The following is a 16,396-nucleotide window of genomic DNA, read 5'->3' as shown; positions in this document are numbered from 1 at the left end:
GCTGGCGGGGTTACAGCAGATCCACGGTGCAGCGCGGGCGGGCCAGCAGATCTGCAATGGCCCAGCGCTGGTTGCGGCGGTGCTGGTCTACCTGGATGGCCAGGTCTTCCAGCACGCGGTCTGCCTTACCGGAGCCCGCAGGGATGGTGGAGAGGTTGCGGTAGGCCTCTGCCAGATCGGCCTGCAGGCAGGCGTGCACAGCGCGGCGGTAGTAGAGGACTTTGGCGCTTTCGCCATCCATCTGGGGCGCAGGCACATTGGCCAGGCAGGCATAGCCCCAGCGGGTGCGCTGTTCGTCCGCCCATTCCTGCAGCTCTGCATTGACGCTGAGCATGGCGTCCATCAGGGCAGGGCGCAGGCGGTCGGCCGTGACAGTGCCATCCAGCCGGCAGGCGTTGCGCACCTTGACCGGGTCCATGTCTGGGAACCAGGTGCCATTGCTGACCACGGGCTCTTGCGTGGCCGCTGGCGGGTTGGCTGTGACGATGAATCCATTCATGGTGCAGGGCGCTGTGTTGCAGAGGGGCTGGTGGGGCGGCGGGTTGAGCGGGTGGGCGGTGGTCCAGGACGTTGGCCGTGCGCGGCGGCGCCGGCGTGGCCGCGGCCCTGGAGCCGCCCGGCGCGGGGTGCGCTCAGTCGGGTGCCTGGTCGGCTGGGGTCTGCGCTTGCAGTTCTTTCCAGCGGCGTTCCAGGCGTTCCACATCTTTTTTGACGCCGATCTGCACATGCAGGGCGATGGCGCGCTGCAGCTGGGGCAGGGCAATGGCCACTTGCTCACGCTGCAGCTGTTTGGCGTCCACGTCATGCGTGGCGGTCTTGCCCATGGCGGCCCAGCCGATGGCCTTGTGCAGCTTGGCGCGGGCCTGGTCATGGGTGTCGTGGTCTTTGGTGAGTTCATCCACCTGGGCCAGCGCCACCATGGCGTCGGTACCGGCCAGCTTGCCGGCAATGGCGGCTTCGCTGATGTCGTCCAGCAGCAGGGTGGGCAGGTTGCGCTGGTACTGGTCGGGCAGCTGCAGGCCGTGGCGCAGGCAATAGCCGGCCAGCTGCAGGCCCTGGCGCCAATTCCCCACGTCCAGGTGCCACACCAGCAGGGTGGTGACCACGGGGTCCTGGGCGCCGGCGTCGGCCTCCAGCACGCCATCCAGGTAGTTATCGAAGTCGGCCAGCATGGTGCGCTTGGCTTCGATCTTCTTTTCCACGGACTGAATGGCCTTGAGTGTGCGTAGGTGGGCGTGGAGCTGGGCCAGCATCAGTTCGTGTTCAGCCCCCTGCATGGGGCCATGGGGGTCTGCAGCCGCCGCCTGGGCGGCCTGCTGGGCAGCAAGGATGCGGGCGCGGTGCCGCTGGGCGGGTGTCTGGGGCATGGTGTTGGTGTGTGCGGGTCAAAAAAGGGCCGCCGCGCCGTGGCGGCAGCGGCCCAAGGGGACAGCGGGGGCGTCAGGCAGCGGACTGGATGTTTTCCACCAGGGCGCATTGGCCATATTTCTCGACCACATAAGCGTCATTGCTGGATTCATAGAACTCGACGCGATCGCGTTCCATCACATCCTTGATGCCGCGGCGGCGAGCACCGTTCTGGAAGTAGATGGATAGGTTGTCGAGGCGAGTCACCAGTACGGAACCTGGGGGGAAGTAGGGCGCCACGAGAGCCTGCAGGCCCCCCAGGCGGCGCTGGCTGACCACGATGTCAGCGGCCAGGCGCTCGGTGGGGGCGTCGTTCTTTTCCATCAGGGGAAAGAGCTTGTCGTGCATCAGGTCGCGTCCCACGATGGCGACCAGCCGTGGATCCTCTTGGCACCAGGGATCCAGCAGGGTCTTGGTGGCGTCATAGACCAGGGCATCCAGGTGGGCGTAGTCGCCACCGTTGCCTACCGTGATCTTGCCTTGCACTGCACCGTCTTTCAGCACCCGTTCCGGGGCTTTGGTGCGGATGTGCTCCAGCCAGCCGATGTTCACGTCCTGCAGCAGGGGGTATGTTTCGCGGTCGGTATCTGCATCGGCACGAACGCCATTCCAGCCAGTCATGATGCGGTCCAGGGCGCACTGCTGCATCACGTAGTTGCTGATGCGGGGCTGGAAGTCTTTGAACTGAGCCCATGCGTCCAGCGTGGCGTAGCGGAGGTGGGTGTCGTAGTTGGTTTGGACGCACTCATATTGCTCACCGGTCAGCCCGGCGACATCACGCGTTTGACGAGACTTGTTGCCGCTGGTGTTGGTGCGGCTGGCGATGGGGCCGTTCACTCCCAGGGCAAGCTTTTCGCCCTTCATATCTTTCACGCCGATGATGTTGATCATTCCCAGGAACGCGCTGGATTCCTGCAGCTTGCCTTCCAGCTTTTGCTGAACGCTGGGGGCGACGTTGAATTTGTCGGCAGCGCTGCCCACGCCGTTGTTGCGGGCTTGCTGGTCCATGTAGCCAGCGAAGTGCTGGCGGGTATCGTTGTGCATAGGGTTCCTTGGAATGGGGTGTGGAGGGTGGCGGGCCGGGCTCAGTAATCGGCCACGTCGCGACCAGCGCCACCGGTGGCGGCAGGGCGATGCGGGTCTGCGGACTGGGTGCTGAGTTGCTGCACCAAGGCGTCGTGCTTGCCTTCCAGCTTGGCCAGGCCTTGGCTGAACTTTTCCGATGCATCGGCAAAGGCCTGCAGGGTCTGGGGCACGGCGGCCAGTGCTGCGACCACTTCGGCTGGCAGGGCGCTGTGTTGCTGAACGGCAGGGGCGGCCGGGGCGGCAGGCGCAGCAGGCGCGGACTGGAACTTGTCCAGCAGGGCGGTGAACTTGGCCAAAGCTGCGGTCAGGACGCCGGTATCCGGGCTGGCGGGTTGCTCGGGCTCCAGCTCCAGGGCGAATTCCACGCCAGCCGTAAACAGCGTGTTGGGGTTGGTCTTACGGCCTGCCAGCGGGTTGGCGTTGGGGTGTTGGGCTGCGAACTGCAGCATTTCAGTGCCCAGGCTGGCCGGGGAGTCGGTGACGGCCAGGCCGATCAGGTAGGCCTCGCCGGTGCCGGCGAACTCAGGGTCCACCTCGATCGAGGTGTAGAGCTTCTGGCCCTTTTTGTTCATTGCCACCAGGGATTCCAGCGGCTGGATCTGCGCGAAGAGGGCCAGCTTGCCGTCCTCCACGGTGCGGGCCTGCACGCCCAGCACGTCGCCCTGGGCGGCAAAAGCGCTTTCGGGCAGCATGCCGCGCATGTGCTCGATCCAGACGCGGGCGCCGTACTTGGCGGGGCTGAAGTTCTTGGCCATCTGGTCGATCCAGTGGCGCTCGATCTTGCGGCCGTCAGTGGTGGCACCTTCGGTGGCCACGCGGAACCATTTGGACTTGGACATGTGTGTGCTGCTTAGAGGGTGGTTGTTCGGTCCCTCTATGGTCTGAGCCTTGCCTGTAGGCGGCCAGCGCTTGGCGCTGTAGCGGCGCACTGCACATAAATGCGTGGGTGCGCCCGCGCGTTATGCCGCCCAAACTGCAGCCCTATGACGGCCACCAAGGACCGGCGGGCGCGTGTGCGCAGCGGTCAGCACAACCCTTTTCCCATTGCCAACACCCAGCAGCCTGATGCCCCGGCGCAGGAGCTGGATGTGCTGCGCGCGCTGACGGACCGCAGCCAGGACAAGCGCCGTTCAGCCCGCGCGCTGTACTGGATGGGCTGGCGGGTGACGCACATTGCCGAGCACCTGGAGGTGCCGCGCACCACGGTGCACGAATGGAAGAAGGCGGATGCCTGGGAGCAGGCCACTGCAGTGCAGCGGGTGGAAGGCACGCTGGAGATGCGCCTGTGCACGCTGATCAACAAGGACAGCAAGACCGGCGGCGACTTCAAAGAGATTGACCTGCTGGGGCGCCAGATTGAGCGCCTGGCGCGCGTGCAGCGCTACGAGAAGACGGGCAAGGAAGCCGACCTGAACCCGAACATTCTGGAGCGCAATGCCGGGCCGAAGCGCCAGCCGGAACGCAACCCACTGGGTGAAGCGGCGCTGGAGAAGCTGAAAGCCGCCTTCATTGACAGCCTGTTCAAGTACCAGCTGACCTGGTGGCAGAACAGCCAGGAACGCACCCGGGTGATTTTGAAAAGTCGGCAGATTGGTGCGACTTGGTACTTTGCCCGCGAGGCGCTGATTGATGCGCTGGAGACTGGGCGCAATCAGATCTTTCTGTCTGCCAGCCGGGCGCAGGCGCAGATCTTCCGTCAGTACATCGTGGCGTTTGTGCAGGAGGTGCTGGACATTGAGCTGAAGGGCGACCCGATTGTGTTGCCCAACGGTGCCACGCTCTATTTCCTGGGCACGAATGCGCGCACGGCCCAGGGCTACCACGGGAATTTCTACTTTGACGAGTTCTTCTGGACGCACCGCTTTGAAGAACTGAACAAGGTAGCCAGCGGCATGGCCATGCACAAGCACTGGCGCAAGACCTACTTCAGCACGCCCAGCAGCTTGCAGCACCAGGCCTATGCCTTCTGGAGCGGGGCGCGCATCAACCGCAAGCGCGCCAAGGCGGATCGCATTGAGCTGAATCTGACCCACGACTGGCTGGCAGGCGGCTTCACCGGTGAGGACAAGATCTGGCGCCAGATTGTGACGGTGTTGGATGCCGTTGCAGGGGGCTGCGATCTGTTCGACCTGGACGAGCTGCGCTTTGAATACAGCGACGAGGAATGGGACAACCTGCTGATGTGCGGGTTTGTGGACGAGAGCTTTGCCGTGTTCCCGCTGAGCATGCTGATGGGCTGCCATGTGGACAGCTGGGATGCATGGGCGCACGACTTCAAACCCTTTGCCCTGCGGCCCTACGGGCGCAAGCCGGTGTGGATTGGCTATGACCCCAGCCACACGGGCGACGCCGCCGGCCTGGTTGTGCTGGCACCGCCAGACGCGCCGGGCGGCAAGTTCCGCGTGCTGGAGCGCCTGCAGTTTAAGGGTGCGGACTTTGAAGGGCAGGCAGAGCAGATCCGCAAGCTGACCGAAAAATACAACGTGCAGCACATCTGCATCGACACCACAGGCCTGGGCCAAGGGGTCTACCAGATCGTGAAGAAGTTCTTCCCCAGCGTGAAGGCCTTGCAGTACAGCGTGGAGGTGAAGACCCGCCTGGTGCTGAAGGCGCAGAGCGTGATGCGCGCGGGCCGCCTGGAGTTTGATGCCGGGGATGTGGACCTGCAGCGCAGCTTTATGGCGATCAAGCGCGAGATGACGGCCAGCGGCCGCAATGTGACCTACGCCGGCGGCCGCAGCGAGGAGGCCGGCCACTCTGACCTGGCCTGGGCCTGTATGAATGCTTTGGACAATGAGCCACTGGAAGCGGTTGCCCTGGGCGGCAACGGCGGTGGCGCCACCATGGAGTTTTACTGATGACCACCCTGATGCCCGCAGCCGCGGAAGCCACAGCTTTGACCACCACCACCAGCCCGGCCCGGACTGAGGCTTTCTCTTTTGGTGACCCGGAAGCGGTGTTGGACCGTCGGGAGATCCTGGACTATGTGGAATGCTGGGTGAATGGGGAGTGGTATGACCCGCCCGTCAGCTTTGACGGACTGGCCCGGTCGTTCCGCGCGGCCACGCACCATGAAAGCGCCATCCATTTCAAGGCCCAGGTGCTGGCTAGCACGTTCATCCCACACAAGCTGCTGAGCCGGGCGACCATGCGCCAGCTGGGCACGGACTTTCTTGTGTTTGGTAATTCCTACCTGGAGCGACCGCGCAACATGCTGGGCGACGGGATGCAACTGAAGCACGCCCTGGCCAAGTATGTGCGGCGCCACCAGGATCTGCAGCGCTTTGGCTTTGTGCGCACCTGGCAGCAGGCGCACTACTTTGCCAAGGGCAGCATCTGCCATGTGCTGGAGCCGGATGTACACCAGGAGGTGTATGGGCTGCCCCAGTACCTGTCATCCCTGCAGGCTGCGCTGCTGAACGAGAGCGCCACACTGTTCCGCCGGCGCTATTACACGAACGGCAGCCATGCGGGCTACATCCTTTACCTGACCGACCCGGAAACGAGCCAGGGCGACGTGGACGCGCTGCGGCAGGCGCTGAAAAGCAGCAAGGGGCTTGGCAACTTCCGCAACCTGTTTTTCCACAGTCCGAATGGCAAGGAGAAGGGCATCCAGCTGATTCCGATTGGTGAAGCCGCAGCCAAGGACGAATTCTTCAACATCAAGAACGTGAGCCGGGACGACCAGCTCGCCGCGCACCGGGTGCCGCCCCAGTTGATGGGCGTGGTGCCGGCCAACGCCGGCGGCTTTGGCAATGTGGTGGACGCGGCCCGGGTGTTTGCGCGCAATGAGGTGTACCCGCTGCAGGCGCACATCGGCAGTGCGATCAACGACTACATGGGCGAAGAGATCTGCCGCTGGACGCCCTATGTGTTGCCTGGGGTGGACCAGGCTGGGCAGGGCGGGCTGGTGTGATGCATTGACGGCCCAACCCAAGATATGACAGAGAGCCCCGCACCGCGGGGCTTTTTGTTTTCAGCCGACGGCGGCGCAGTCTGCCAGTGTGCCGGCGGCCAGATCCAGCCTGCGCGAGAGCGGCTGCAGCAGGGTGTGAAGTGCATCTGCACTGATCTGCCCTTGCTGGGCTGCGGCCAGCAGCTCGCACAAGGCCCCCACGGCCGCGCTCACGTCGTCTATCTCTCTCTGTAGCCGCTCATTTGCTGAGTTCTTGGAAGGCATGGATGCTCTCTAAACACTGTATATTTATACAGTATATGCAGTCTAACTACATGTGAGCAAACGCTTTTTCTACTGTATGAAGCACGCATAGCCACCAGCCCGCCACCTGCGCACCAGGGGCCACCCGGGCCCAGCAGGGGTCGGCCAGGGCCACCAGGAGCCACCAGGGGGCAGGAGGGGGCAGGAGGGGGCAGGGGGCCAGGGGGGCGACCGGCGGGCACCCCAACCATCCCCCTCGGCGCGCGATCGAGACCCCGCCGCGCCTGCCCGCTTAATATGTCGGTTTCGACGTAGGTGTCGGTAATCGTAGGTCTTGCACTGGCGTGGCTCAGCGCACAAGAGGTTCCGATTTTTGAATGACGGGAATTGACGGTTATCGTTTCACTCTAGGGCGTTGAGAGTGGTGAAATGCATGCAATCCAAGGCCGGGGCAGGATTCAGTAGCTGTCGACCGGTTAGAAAGCAGTGATGAAAGCCTCACTGACAGTGCTACCGCATCCCGCGTGAATCCCGCTTTTGAGTGCTAAATCGTTGAATTTATTTGTGCAGCGAGTCCGGCTCCGCGCACCACGAACACATCGCCTGATCCAGGCGAAGCCTTGAAAGCCTGTCCCCACCTGGGGACAGGCTTTTTTCTTGCCTGAGCGCCGGGGGCGGATGCTGCCGGACGCTGCTGGATGGGGCGCGGCAGGGCCGGCAGGGCTGGCAACGCCTCCAGCCCCTCCAGCCCCTCCAGCCCCTCCAGCCCCTCCAGCAGACCGTGGAATGGGCAGCCTGTGCCGCTGGTGTCAGGCACCCGGACCCTGCTGCCGGCGCGACCGGGCAAACCGCGCTTTGCACTTTTTTACCGGCCCTGCAGGGCTGCCCGGGCGCTGCGCTGCAGTGGGAGCAAGCCCTGATAAGCGGGTGGTCCGGGGCGGGGACAGGGTTCGCCCGTTCCCGGCTGGATATAATGTTGGATTGAATGCGCGACCGTCAGCGCCGATTCGCTCCGGGTGAGTTGGCGTGAACACCAGCTAAGTATTTGAATTTTCTGGTGTGCCGAGTCCGGCTTTGCGCACCATTCTTCATGTGAGACTTTGCGGAATACGGTGCAGGCTGTACTGCAGCCGGCACGGTCCACATCTTTCCCCGAGATTTAGGAACAACCATGGCCGTTACTGTTGAAACCCTTGAGAAGCTCGAGCGCAAGATCACGCTGAGCGTGCCGCTCGCCGCAATCCAGTCCGAAGTCGAGACCCGTCTGAAGAAGGTTGCTCGCACCGTGAAGATGGACGGTTTCCGTCCTGGCAAGGTGCCCATGAACGTGGTGGCCCAGCGTTATGGCTACTCCGTGCAGTACGAAGTGCTGAACGACAAGGTCGGCGAAGCTTTCGCCAAGGCCGTCGATGAAGCCGGTCTGCGCGTGGCCGGCCAGCCCCGCATTTCCGAGAAGGAAGGCGCTGCCGAAGGCGAAGCCCAGTTCGACGCCATCTTCGAAGTGTTCCCCGAAGTGAAGCTGGGCGACCTGGCTGCCGCTTCCGTGGACAAGCTGACCGCCGAAGTGGACGACGTCGCCATCGACAAGACCGTGGACATCCTGCGCAAGCAACGCCGCACCTTCGCCCAGCGTCCCGCTGCCGAAGCCGCTGTGGACGGTGACCGCGTGACCGTGGACTTCGAAGGCAAGATCGACGGCGAAACCTTTGCCGGCGGCAAGGCTGAAGACTTCCAGTTCCTGGTCGGCGAAGGCCAGATGCTCAAGGAATTCGAAGACGCCGTGCGCGGCATGAAGGCTGGCGAGTCCAAGACTTTCCCCCTGGCTTTCCCTGAGGACTACCACGGCAAGGACGTGGCCGGCAAGACCGCCGACTTCCTGGTGACCGTCAAGAAGATCGAAGCTGCCAACCTGCCCGAAGTGAACGAAACCTTCGTGAAGTCCCTGGGCATTGCCGACGGTACCGTCGAAGGCCTGCGCGCCGACATCAAGAAGAACCTGGAACGCGAAGTGAAGTTCCGCGTGCTGGCTCGCAACAAGCAAGCCGCCATGGACGCTCTGGTCTCTGTGGCCGAGCTGGAACTTCCCAAGGCTTCCGTGCAGGCCGAAGTCGGCCGTCTGCTGCAAGGCGCCCGCGCCGAACTGCAACAACGCGGCATCAAGGACGCTGAAAAGGCGGAAATCCCTGAAGACGTGTTCCTGCCCCAAGCCGAGCGCCGCGTGCGCCTGGGTCTGGTGGTGGCAGAGCTGGTCAAGTCCAACAAGCTGGAAGCCACGCCCGAGCAGCTGAAGGCCCACGTGGACGAGCTGGCTGCTTCCTACGAGAAGCCCGAAGACGTCGTGCGCTGGTACTTCGGCGACCGCCAACGTCTGGCCGAAGTGGAAGCCGTCGTGATCGAGAATAATGTGACCGAGTTCGTGCTGAGCAAGGCCAAGGTGAGCGACAAGGCTGTGTCGTTCGAAGAGCTGATGGGTCAGGCCTGAGCGGTCTTGACCTGACGGAGGGCGGGCCACAGGTGCAACGCCCCCATTAGGCTTTACACACCGGGGCTTGTGCTTTGCGGCACAAGCCCCATTTCATTTCTTGGCTAGGCTACATTGCTGAAATTGACAGGAGAACCTATGAGCGCATTGGATATTCAGGGTCTGGGCATGGTCCCCATGGTGATCGAGCAGTCCGGACGCGGCGAGCGGTCTTACGACATCTATTCGCGCCTGCTGAAGGAGCGCGTGATTTTCTTGGTGGGCCCGGTCAACGACCAGACGGCCAACCTGGTGGTGGCGCAGCTGCTGTTCCTGGAAAGCGAGAACCCTGACAAGGACATCTCCTTCTACATCAACTCGCCCGGCGGCTCGGTCAGCGCCGGCATGGCCATCTTCGACACGATGAACTTCATCAAGCCCGATGTGTCCACGCTGTGCACCGGCATGGCAGCCAGCATGGGTGCTTTCCTGCTGGCGGCAGGGGCTAAGGGTAAGCGTTATGCTTTGCCCAACTCCAAGGTCATGATCCACCAGCCGCTGGGCGGTATGCAGGGTCAGGCGACGGAGATCGAGATCCACGCCCGTGAGATCCTCAAGACCCGCGAACAGCTGAACAACATCCTGGCCGAGCGCACCGGCCAGCCGCTGGAAAAGATCCAGCGCGACACCGAACGCGACTATTTCCTGAGCGCTGCCGAAGCCAAGGACTATGGTCTGGTGGACCAGGTGATTGAAAAACGCGCCTGAACCGGCGAAAAACGGGTAACGGCGCTATCCCCCACGGGGAGCGCCGTTTTTCCTGTTGGTATCATCCTTTTTCCCATATTTGTAACAAGGCACTGCCCCCATGGCCGAGAAAAAAGGCACTTCCAGCGAGAAAAACCTCTACTGCACCTTCTGCGGCAAAAGCCAGCACGAGGTGAAGAAGCTGATTGCTGGGCCGTCCGTCTTCATCTGCGACGAGTGCATCGACTTGTGCAACGAAATTATCCGTGATGAGTTGCCGGGCAATACCGCCCGCGAGGCGCGCGGTGATCTGCCCACGCCGGCAGAAATCAAGGCCAACCTGGACAACTACGTGATTGGCCAGGAGCAGGCCAAGCGCACACTGGCCGTGGCGGTCTACAACCACTACAAGCGCCTGCGCCACAAGGACAAGGCGGGCAAGGATGAGGTGGAGCTGTCCAAGAGCAATATCTTGCTGGTCGGCCCCACAGGCTCGGGCAAGACGCTGCTGGCCCAGACCCTGGCGCGCCAGCTGGACGTGCCCTTTGTCATGGCCGACGCCACCACGCTGACCGAAGCCGGCTACGTGGGCGAGGACGTGGAAAACATCGTCCAGAAGCTGCTGCAAAGCTGCAACTACGAAATCGAGCGTGCCCAGCGCGGTATCGTCTACATCGACGAAATCGACAAGATCTCGCGCAAGTCCGACAACCCCAGCATCACGCGCGACGTGTCGGGTGAGGGTGTGCAGCAGGCGCTGCTGAAGCTGATCGAAGGCACCATGGCCAGCGTCCCCCCGCAGGGCGGCCGCAAGCACCCGAACCAGGACTTCCTGCAGATCGACACGACCAACATCCTGTTCATCTGTGGCGGTGCATTTGCCGGTCTGGAAAAGGTCATCGAAAACCGCACCGAAGCATCGGGTATCGGCTTTGGCGCCGCGGTCAAGAGCAAGAAGCAGCGCTCGCTGTCCGAAGTGTTCCAGGAGATCGAGCCCGAGGATCTGATCAAGTTCGGCCTGATCCCCGAACTGGTGGGCCGTATGCCCGTGATGACCGCCCTGGCCGAGCTGAGCGAAGACGCGCTGGTGGAAATCCTGACCGAGCCCAAGAACGCCCTGGTCAAGCAGTACAGCAAGCTGCTGGGCATGGAAGGCGTGGAGCTGGAAATCCGTCCCGGCGCGCTCAAGGCCATCGCCCGCAAGGCGCTGGTGCGCAAGACCGGCGCCCGTGGTCTGCGTTCCATCCTTGAACAGGCGCTGATCGGCACCATGTTCGAGTTGCCGAACATGGACAACGTCGCCAAGGTGGTGGTGGAAGAAGCCACCATCGACGACGGCAAGGCACCTTTGCTGGTGTACCGCGAAGCCGCCAAGACTGCCTGAGCGGGCGACATGCCTGACGGCATGGGCTGTGCGCATCAGGCGCCGGCCCGTCTGCAATTGCTGCACAAGCCGTGCAGCCTGGGGCACACTGGTGGTGCCCGTGTAGCTGATATCTGCCGCAGGTGCTGCCTGCGGTATTACTGAGGAATCCCATGTCAGGAACAACTCCCGAGACCGATACACCGCTCGACCTGCCGCTGTTGCCGCTGCGGGACGTCGTGGTGTTTCCCCACATGGTCATTCCCTTGTTTGTGGGCCGCGCCAAGAGCATCAAGGCGCTGGAACTCGCCATGGAAGGCGACCGCCGCATCATGCTGGTGGCACAGAAGGCAGCATCCAAGGATGAGCCGTCGGTGGACGACATGTTCGAGGTGGGCTGCGTGTCCACCATCCTGCAGATGCTCAAGTTGCCCGACGGCACCGTGAAGGTGCTGGTGGAAGGCCAGCAGCGTGCGCTGGTGGTGGAAGTGACCGACCACGAAACGCACTTCACCAGCAAGCCCCGCCTGCTGGATGTGCAGGACGATGCCGTCCAGTCCAGCGAAGTGGAGGCCCTGCGCCGCGCTGTGACCCAGCAGTTCGACCAGTACGTCAAGCTCAACAAGAAGATCCCTTCGGAGATCCTGAGCTCGATCTCCGGCATCGACTCGCCGGGCCGTCTGGCTGACACCATTGCCGCACACCTGCCGCTGAAGCTGGAGAACAAGCAGCAGGTGCTGAACCTGTCGGACGTGAAAGAGCGTCTGGAAAACCTGTTCGAACAGCTCGAGCGTGAAGTCGACATCCTGAATGTGGACAAGCGCATCCGCGGCCGCGTCAAGCGCCAGATGGAGAAGAACCAGCGCGACTTCTACCTGAACGAACAGGTCAAGGCCATCCAGAAGGAACTGGGTGAGGGCGAGGACGGCGCCGACCTGGAAGAGGTCGAAAAGAAGATCAAGCTGGCCAAGATGCCGGTGGCTGCGCGCAAGAAGGCCGAAGCCGAGCTGAAGAAGCTCAAGCTGATGTCCCCCATGTCGGCGGAAGCCACCGTGGTGCGCAACTACATCGACGTCCTGACCGGTCTGCCCTGGAGCAAGAAGACCAAGATCAAGCACGACCTGGCCAATGCCGAGGAAGTGCTGAACGCCGACCACTTCGGTCTGGAAAAGGTCAAGGACCGCATCGTGGAATACCTCGCGGTGCAGCAGCGCGTGGACAAGGTCAAGGCGCCCATCCTGTGCCTGGTCGGCCCACCTGGCGTGGGCAAGACCTCGCTGGGCCAGTCGATCGCCAAGGCCACGGGCCGCAAGTACGTGCGCATGGCCCTTGGCGGCATGCGGGATGAAGCCGAGATCCGCGGCCACCGCCGCACCTACATCGGCGCCATGCCGGGCAAGGTGCTGCAGAGCCTGGAGAAGGTGGGCACGCGCAATCCGCTGTTCCTGCTGGACGAGATCGACAAGCTGGGCATGGACTTCCGCGGTGACCCTTCCAGCGCGCTGCTGGAAGTGCTGGACCCCGAGCAGAACCACACCTTCGGCGACCACTACGTCGAGGTCGACTTCGACCTGTCGGACGTGATGTTCGTGGCCACCTCCAACTCGATGAACATTCCGTCGGCCCTGCTGGACCGCATGGAAGTGATCCGCCTGTCGGGCTACACCGAGGACGAGAAGACCAATATCGCCATCCGCTACCTGCTGCCCAAGCAGCTGACCAACAACGGCGTGCGCGAAGGCGAGCTGAAGGTGGAAGAGTCCGCAGTGCGCGACATCGTGCGCTACTACACCCGTGAAGCCGGCGTGCGTTCGCTGGAGCGCGAGCTGTCCAAGATCTGCCGCAAGGTGGTCAAGGGCATCCAGCTCAAAAAGCTCGAGCCCATGGTGGTGGTGACTGCCGACAACCTGCCGGACTACCTGGGCGTGCGCAAGTACACCTATGGCCGTGCCGAGCAGCAGAACCAGGTGGGCCAGGTCGTGGGTCTGGCATGGACCGAAGTGGGCGGCGATCTGCTGACCATCGAGGCCGTGGTGATGCCGGGCAAGGGCAATATCCTGCGCACCGGCTCGCTGGGCGACGTGATGAAGGAATCGGTTGAAGCCGCTCGCACCGTGGTGCGCAGCCGCGCCAGACTGCTGGGCATCAAGGACGAGCTGTTTGAAAAGCGCGACATCCACGTGCACGTGCCCGACGGCGCCACGCCCAAGGACGGCCCCAGCGCGGGTGCAGCCATGACCACGGCCTTTGTCTCGGCGCTGACCGGCATTCCTGTGCGCAGCGACGTGGCCATGACCGGTGAAATCACCCTGCGGGGTGAAGTCACGGCGATTGGCGGTCTGAAGGAAAAGCTGCTGGCGGCCCTGCGTGGCGGCATCAAGACAGCGCTGATTCCGGAAGAGAACGTCAAGGACCTGCAGGAGATCCCGGACAACGTCAAGAGCGGTCTGGAAATCATCCCTGTCAAGTGGATCGACCAGGTGCTGAAGGTGGCGCTCGAGCGCATGCCCGAGCCCCTGACGGACGAAGAAGTGGCAGCAGCCGCAGCGGCGGCCGCAGCGGCGGCCGACAAGGCCGAAAAGGCGGCCGATCCTTCGGGCGCGGTGAAGCATTGAGTTTTTTGGCCGCATTTGAAAAATGCGGCCAAAAAATTACGCTACAATTCATCCCATCGCAGCGTTGCTTCGTTATAGAATGCAAGGCTTCGGCGGAAACGCGGGAATAGCTCAGTTGGTAGAGCGATACCTTGCCAAGGTATAGGTCGACGGTTCGAACCCGTTTTCCCGCTCCAGGTTTTCAGAGCCTGTAGCAATACAGGTTCGCATCGGAAGGCGCAAGTCTTCCGAATGCGGGAATAGCTCAGTTGGTAGAGCGATACCTTGCCAAGGTATAGGTCGACGGTTCGAACCCGTTTTCCCGCTCCAGGTTTTCAGAACCTGTAGCAATACAGGTTCGCATCGGAAGGCGAAAAGTCTTCTGAATGCGGGAATAGCTCAGTTGGTAGAGCGATACCTTGCCAAGGTATAGGTCGACGGTTCGAACCCGTTTTCCCGCTCCAGGTTTTCAGAACCTGTAGCAATACAGGTTCGCATCGGAAGGCGCAAGTCTTCCGAATGCGGGAATAGCTCAGTTGGTAGAGCGATACCTTGCCAAGGTATAGGTCGACGGTTCGAACCCGTTTTCCCGCTCCAGGTTGGACAAGGGTGTGCAAACATCCTGCGATGGCGCGATAGCAAAGCGGTTATGCCCCGGATTGCAAATCCGGTTAGACCAGTTCGACTCTGGTTCGCGCCTCCAAAAAATTTGCGGGAATAGCTCAGTTGGTAGAGCGATACCTTGCCAAGGTATAGGTCGACGGTTCGAACCCGTTTTCCCGCTCCAGGTCTTTGAAAAAGGGAAGCTCAGGCTTCCCTTTTTTCTATCTGTCCTGAAGGTTGGCAGAAGGGCAACAGCCGGTGCATGCTGCGGTATGCTTGGCCGCTGTCTGAACCAGACACACGACAGCCTGGCTGGCGTGGCCTCGGTGGTGAAATTGGTAGACACATCGGACTTAAAATCCGCCGCCTGTAACGGGCGTACCGGTTCGATTCCGGTCCGAGGCACCAACAACGAAAAACCTGCCCTGTGCATGCATGGCAGGTTTTTTTGTGCCTGTGTGGGACGGGCAGGGATAGGGGCACGGGCACGCAGCAGCCCTGGAGCGGCTTGCGGGCGCCGCACCGCACACCATGCACCGCGCGGTGGCGCACTGCGGACAGGCTCCCCCTGCACGTTCCCACTGCCTGCGGTGGGGAGGGCGGCCTGCTTGTCCCCTCCGTGGCATGACACCGCCTGCGGCATGCGTCATAGTGCGGCTTTTGCACACAACAGGCCACGCCATGCACTACCGTCGACTGGGAAAAAGCAATCTGCAAGTCTCCAACCTGTGCCTGGGCGCCATGATGTTCGGCGACCAGACCGGCGCGCAGGAGGCCGGCGAGATCGTCGCCCATGCCAAGGCGGCCGGTGTCAACTTCATCGACACCGCCGATGTCTACACCAAGGGCGCCAGCGAACGCATGCTGGCGCCCCTGCTGGCCGGCCAGCGCCACGACTGGGTGCTGGCCAGCAAGCTGGGCAACAAGATGGGCGATGCGCCCAACCAGGGCCACTACTCGCGCAAATGGATGGTGCAGGAGGTCGAGTCCAGCCTGCAGCGCCTGCAGACCGACCACCTGGACATCCTCTACCTGCACCGCGACTACAACGGCATGGACCTGGAAGAGCCGCTGCGCGCGCTGGACGATCTGGTGCGCGCCGGCAAGCTGCGCTACTGGGGGGTGTCCAACTTCCGCGCCTGGCGCATCGGCGAACTGGTGCATGGTGCGCGCAGCCTGAACATGGCCGGCCCCGTGGTCTGCCAGCCGTACTACAACCTGCTCAACCGCATGCCCGAGGTCGAGATACTGCCCGCCTGCGAATTCCATGGCCTGGGCGTGGTGCCCTACAGCCCGGTGGCGCGTGGGGTGCTGACCGGCAAATACCTGCCCGGCCAGGCCCCTGATGCCGGCAGCCGTGCCGGCCGCGGTGACAAGCGCATCACGGAGACGGAGTTCCGCACCGAATCACTGGAGATCGCCCAGCGCCTGAAGGCCCATGCCGAGTCGCGTGGCGTCACCCTGGCGCAATGGGCCACCGCCTGGGTGCTGCGCCACCGGGCAGTGAGCGCGGTGATTGCCGGCCCACGCACGCTGGCCCAGTGGACGGACTATCTGCCCGCCGTCGATCTGGACATCAGCGCCGAAGAAGAACGCATGGTGGACGATCTGGTGCCGGCAGGCCACCCATCCACGCCGGGCTATACCGACCCGGCCTACCCGCTGATGCCACGCCGCTGACGGCAGGGCGGCACGATGGGGGAGGGCGCGGCAGCGCCTTGCCCCCAAAAAATAAGCCCGCGCAGGGCGGGCTCAAGGTGCAACAACGCGGAAGTCCAGCTTGCTTGTTATTTGGATTTCGGTGCGTCCAGCTTGATCTTGTTCAGAAACAGCATGGTGAAGTACACCGCCATGATGAGCACAATGAAAATCACGGAAATGCTCATCAGGCCGTAGTCGGTGGAGAACAGGTCAATCAGCATCTTCATGGAAAAAAAGCCTTTCTACATCAATGGGATGGCAGGACTATCGCCTGC

13 protein-coding genes and 7 tRNA genes are annotated in these 16,396 nt (G+C 62.7%); 14 read left to right on the top strand and 6 right to left on the bottom strand.

From position 1 onward, the window contains the following. Positions 1-10 precede the first annotated feature (10 nt). The 4 genes from CT3_RS14670 to CT3_RS14655 form a co-directional block, all read right to left on the bottom strand. A complete protein-coding gene (locus CT3_RS14670; protein WP_066533749.1) occupies positions 11-499 on the bottom strand; it encodes a head completion/stabilization protein in 489 nt (162 codons plus the stop codon). A gap of 133 nt (positions 500-632) precedes the next feature. Further along, the gene (gene gpM / locus CT3_RS14665; RefSeq protein ID WP_066533748.1) at positions 633-1,367 is read right to left on the bottom strand and encodes a phage terminase small subunit; all 735 of its coding nucleotides are present in this window, start codon (positions 1,365-1,367) and stop codon (positions 633-635) included. 73 nt (positions 1,368-1,440) lie between these two features. Beyond that, positions 1,441-2,451, bottom strand: a complete 1,011-nt coding sequence (locus CT3_RS14660; RefSeq protein ID WP_066533746.1) for a phage major capsid protein, P2 family — start codon at positions 2,449-2,451, stop codon at positions 1,441-1,443. A 41-nt stretch (positions 2,452-2,492) separates the two neighbouring features. Beyond that, positions 2,493-3,332 (bottom strand): GPO family capsid scaffolding protein, encoded by an 840-nt coding sequence (locus tag CT3_RS14655; protein ID WP_066533745.1) that lies wholly within the window; start codon positions 3,330-3,332, stop codon positions 2,493-2,495. A gap of 312 nt (positions 3,333-3,644) precedes the next feature. Between CT3_RS14655 and CT3_RS14650 the strand changes: the two genes are divergently transcribed. Then, positions 3,645-5,351 (top strand): terminase large subunit domain-containing protein, encoded by a 1,707-nt coding sequence (locus CT3_RS14650; RefSeq protein ID WP_428042566.1) that lies wholly within the window; start codon positions 3,645-3,647, stop codon positions 5,349-5,351. Continuing rightward, a complete protein-coding gene (locus CT3_RS14645) occupies positions 5,351-6,409 on the top strand; it encodes a phage portal protein (RefSeq protein WP_098066200.1) in 1,059 nt (352 codons plus the stop codon). Before CT3_RS14650 ends, CT3_RS14645 begins: the two co-directional genes overlap by 1 nt. 60 nt (positions 6,410-6,469) lie before the next feature. Here CT3_RS14645 and CT3_RS14640 read toward each other — a convergent pair whose 3' ends face one another. Beyond that, the gene (locus CT3_RS14640) at positions 6,470-6,673 is read right to left on the bottom strand and encodes a hypothetical protein (RefSeq protein WP_115594639.1); all 204 of its coding nucleotides are present in this window, start codon (positions 6,671-6,673) and stop codon (positions 6,470-6,472) included. A gap of 1,150 nt (positions 6,674-7,823) precedes the next feature. Here CT3_RS14640 and tig point away from each other — a divergent pair. From tig to CT3_RS14580, 12 genes are all read left to right on the top strand, one after another. Continuing rightward, positions 7,824-9,134: a trigger factor gene (gene tig, locus CT3_RS14635; protein WP_066533741.1), complete on the top strand. Its 1,311-nt coding sequence runs from the start codon at positions 7,824-7,826 to the stop codon at positions 9,132-9,134. A 138-nt stretch (positions 9,135-9,272) separates the two neighbouring features. Further along, positions 9,273-9,881: an ATP-dependent Clp endopeptidase proteolytic subunit ClpP gene (gene clpP / locus CT3_RS14630; RefSeq protein WP_066533739.1), complete on the top strand. Its 609-nt coding sequence runs from the start codon at positions 9,273-9,275 to the stop codon at positions 9,879-9,881. A gap of 100 nt (positions 9,882-9,981) precedes the next feature. After that, positions 9,982-11,244 (top strand): ATP-dependent Clp protease ATP-binding subunit ClpX, encoded by a 1,263-nt coding sequence (clpX, locus tag CT3_RS14625; RefSeq protein ID WP_066533738.1) that lies wholly within the window; start codon positions 9,982-9,984, stop codon positions 11,242-11,244. 152 nt (positions 11,245-11,396) lie between these two features. Continuing rightward, complete coding sequence (gene lon / locus CT3_RS14620) at positions 11,397-13,838, top strand: endopeptidase La (RefSeq protein ID WP_066533734.1); 2,442 nt, start codon at positions 11,397-11,399, stop codon at positions 13,836-13,838. A gap of 100 nt (positions 13,839-13,938) precedes the next feature. After that, positions 13,939-14,014, top strand: a tRNA-Gly gene (locus CT3_RS14615). A gap of 57 nt (positions 14,015-14,071) precedes the next feature. Beyond that, a tRNA-Gly gene (locus CT3_RS14610) sits at positions 14,072-14,147 on the top strand. Between the two features lie 58 nt (positions 14,148-14,205). After that, positions 14,206-14,281 (top strand) — tRNA-Gly (locus CT3_RS14605). 57 nt (positions 14,282-14,338) lie between these two features. Next, positions 14,339-14,414 (top strand) — tRNA-Gly (locus tag CT3_RS14600). Between the two features lie 32 nt (positions 14,415-14,446). Further along, positions 14,447-14,520 (top strand) — tRNA-Cys (locus CT3_RS14595). Positions 14,521-14,528: 8 nt separating this feature from the next. Beyond that, positions 14,529-14,604 (top strand) — tRNA-Gly (locus CT3_RS14590). A 136-nt stretch (positions 14,605-14,740) separates the two neighbouring features. Next, positions 14,741-14,828: transfer RNA gene (locus tag CT3_RS14585), tRNA-Leu, on the top strand. Between the two features lie 273 nt (positions 14,829-15,101). Then, positions 15,102-16,100: an aldo/keto reductase gene (locus CT3_RS14580; protein WP_066533732.1), complete on the top strand. Its 999-nt coding sequence runs from the start codon at positions 15,102-15,104 to the stop codon at positions 16,098-16,100. 107 nt (positions 16,101-16,207) lie between these two features. Here CT3_RS14580 and CT3_RS14575 read toward each other — a convergent pair whose 3' ends face one another. After that, entirely contained in the window at positions 16,208-16,348 is a 141-nt protein-coding gene (locus tag CT3_RS14575) for a DUF3149 domain-containing protein (protein WP_172591783.1), read from the bottom strand. Between the last annotated feature and the right edge of the window lie 48 nt (positions 16,349-16,396).

This window comes from Comamonas terrigena NBRC 13299 (genome assembly GCF_006740045.1).
In the GTDB taxonomy this organism is placed as follows: Bacteria; Pseudomonadota; Gammaproteobacteria; order Burkholderiales; family Burkholderiaceae_C; genus Comamonas; species Comamonas terrigena.
This window is presented reverse-complemented; position numbering and strand designations above follow the sequence as displayed.

Bases quoted from the DNA above. Each gene is read 5' to 3' on its own strand.
- CT3_RS14670 (WP_066533749.1), bottom strand. From the start codon at position 499: ATGAATGGATTCATCGTCACAGCCAACCCGCCAGCGGCCACGCAAGAG.
- gpM (WP_066533748.1), bottom strand. From the start codon at position 1,367: ATGCCCCAGACACCCGCCCAGCGGCACCGCGCCCGCATCCTTGCTGCC.
- CT3_RS14660 (WP_066533746.1), bottom strand. From the start codon at position 2,451: ATGCACAACGATACCCGCCAGCACTTCGCTGGCTACATGGACCAGCAA.
- CT3_RS14655 (WP_066533745.1), bottom strand. From the start codon at position 3,332: ATGTCCAAGTCCAAATGGTTCCGCGTGGCCACCGAAGGTGCCACCACT.
- CT3_RS14650 (WP_428042566.1), top strand. From the start codon at position 3,645: ATGGGCTGGCGGGTGACGCACATTGCCGAGCACCTGGAGGTGCCGCGC.
- CT3_RS14645 (WP_098066200.1), top strand. From the start codon at position 5,351: ATGACCACCCTGATGCCCGCAGCCGCGGAAGCCACAGCTTTGACCACC.
- CT3_RS14640 (WP_115594639.1), bottom strand. From the start codon at position 6,673: ATGCCTTCCAAGAACTCAGCAAATGAGCGGCTACAGAGAGAGATAGAC.
- tig (WP_066533741.1), top strand. From the start codon at position 7,824: ATGGCCGTTACTGTTGAAACCCTTGAGAAGCTCGAGCGCAAGATCACG.
- clpP (WP_066533739.1), top strand. From the start codon at position 9,273: ATGAGCGCATTGGATATTCAGGGTCTGGGCATGGTCCCCATGGTGATC.
- clpX (WP_066533738.1), top strand. From the start codon at position 9,982: ATGGCCGAGAAAAAAGGCACTTCCAGCGAGAAAAACCTCTACTGCACC.
- lon (WP_066533734.1), top strand. From the start codon at position 11,397: ATGTCAGGAACAACTCCCGAGACCGATACACCGCTCGACCTGCCGCTG.
- CT3_RS14580 (WP_066533732.1), top strand. From the start codon at position 15,102: ATGCACTACCGTCGACTGGGAAAAAGCAATCTGCAAGTCTCCAACCTG.
- CT3_RS14575 (WP_172591783.1), bottom strand. From the start codon at position 16,348: ATGAAGATGCTGATTGACCTGTTCTCCACCGACTACGGCCTGATGAGC.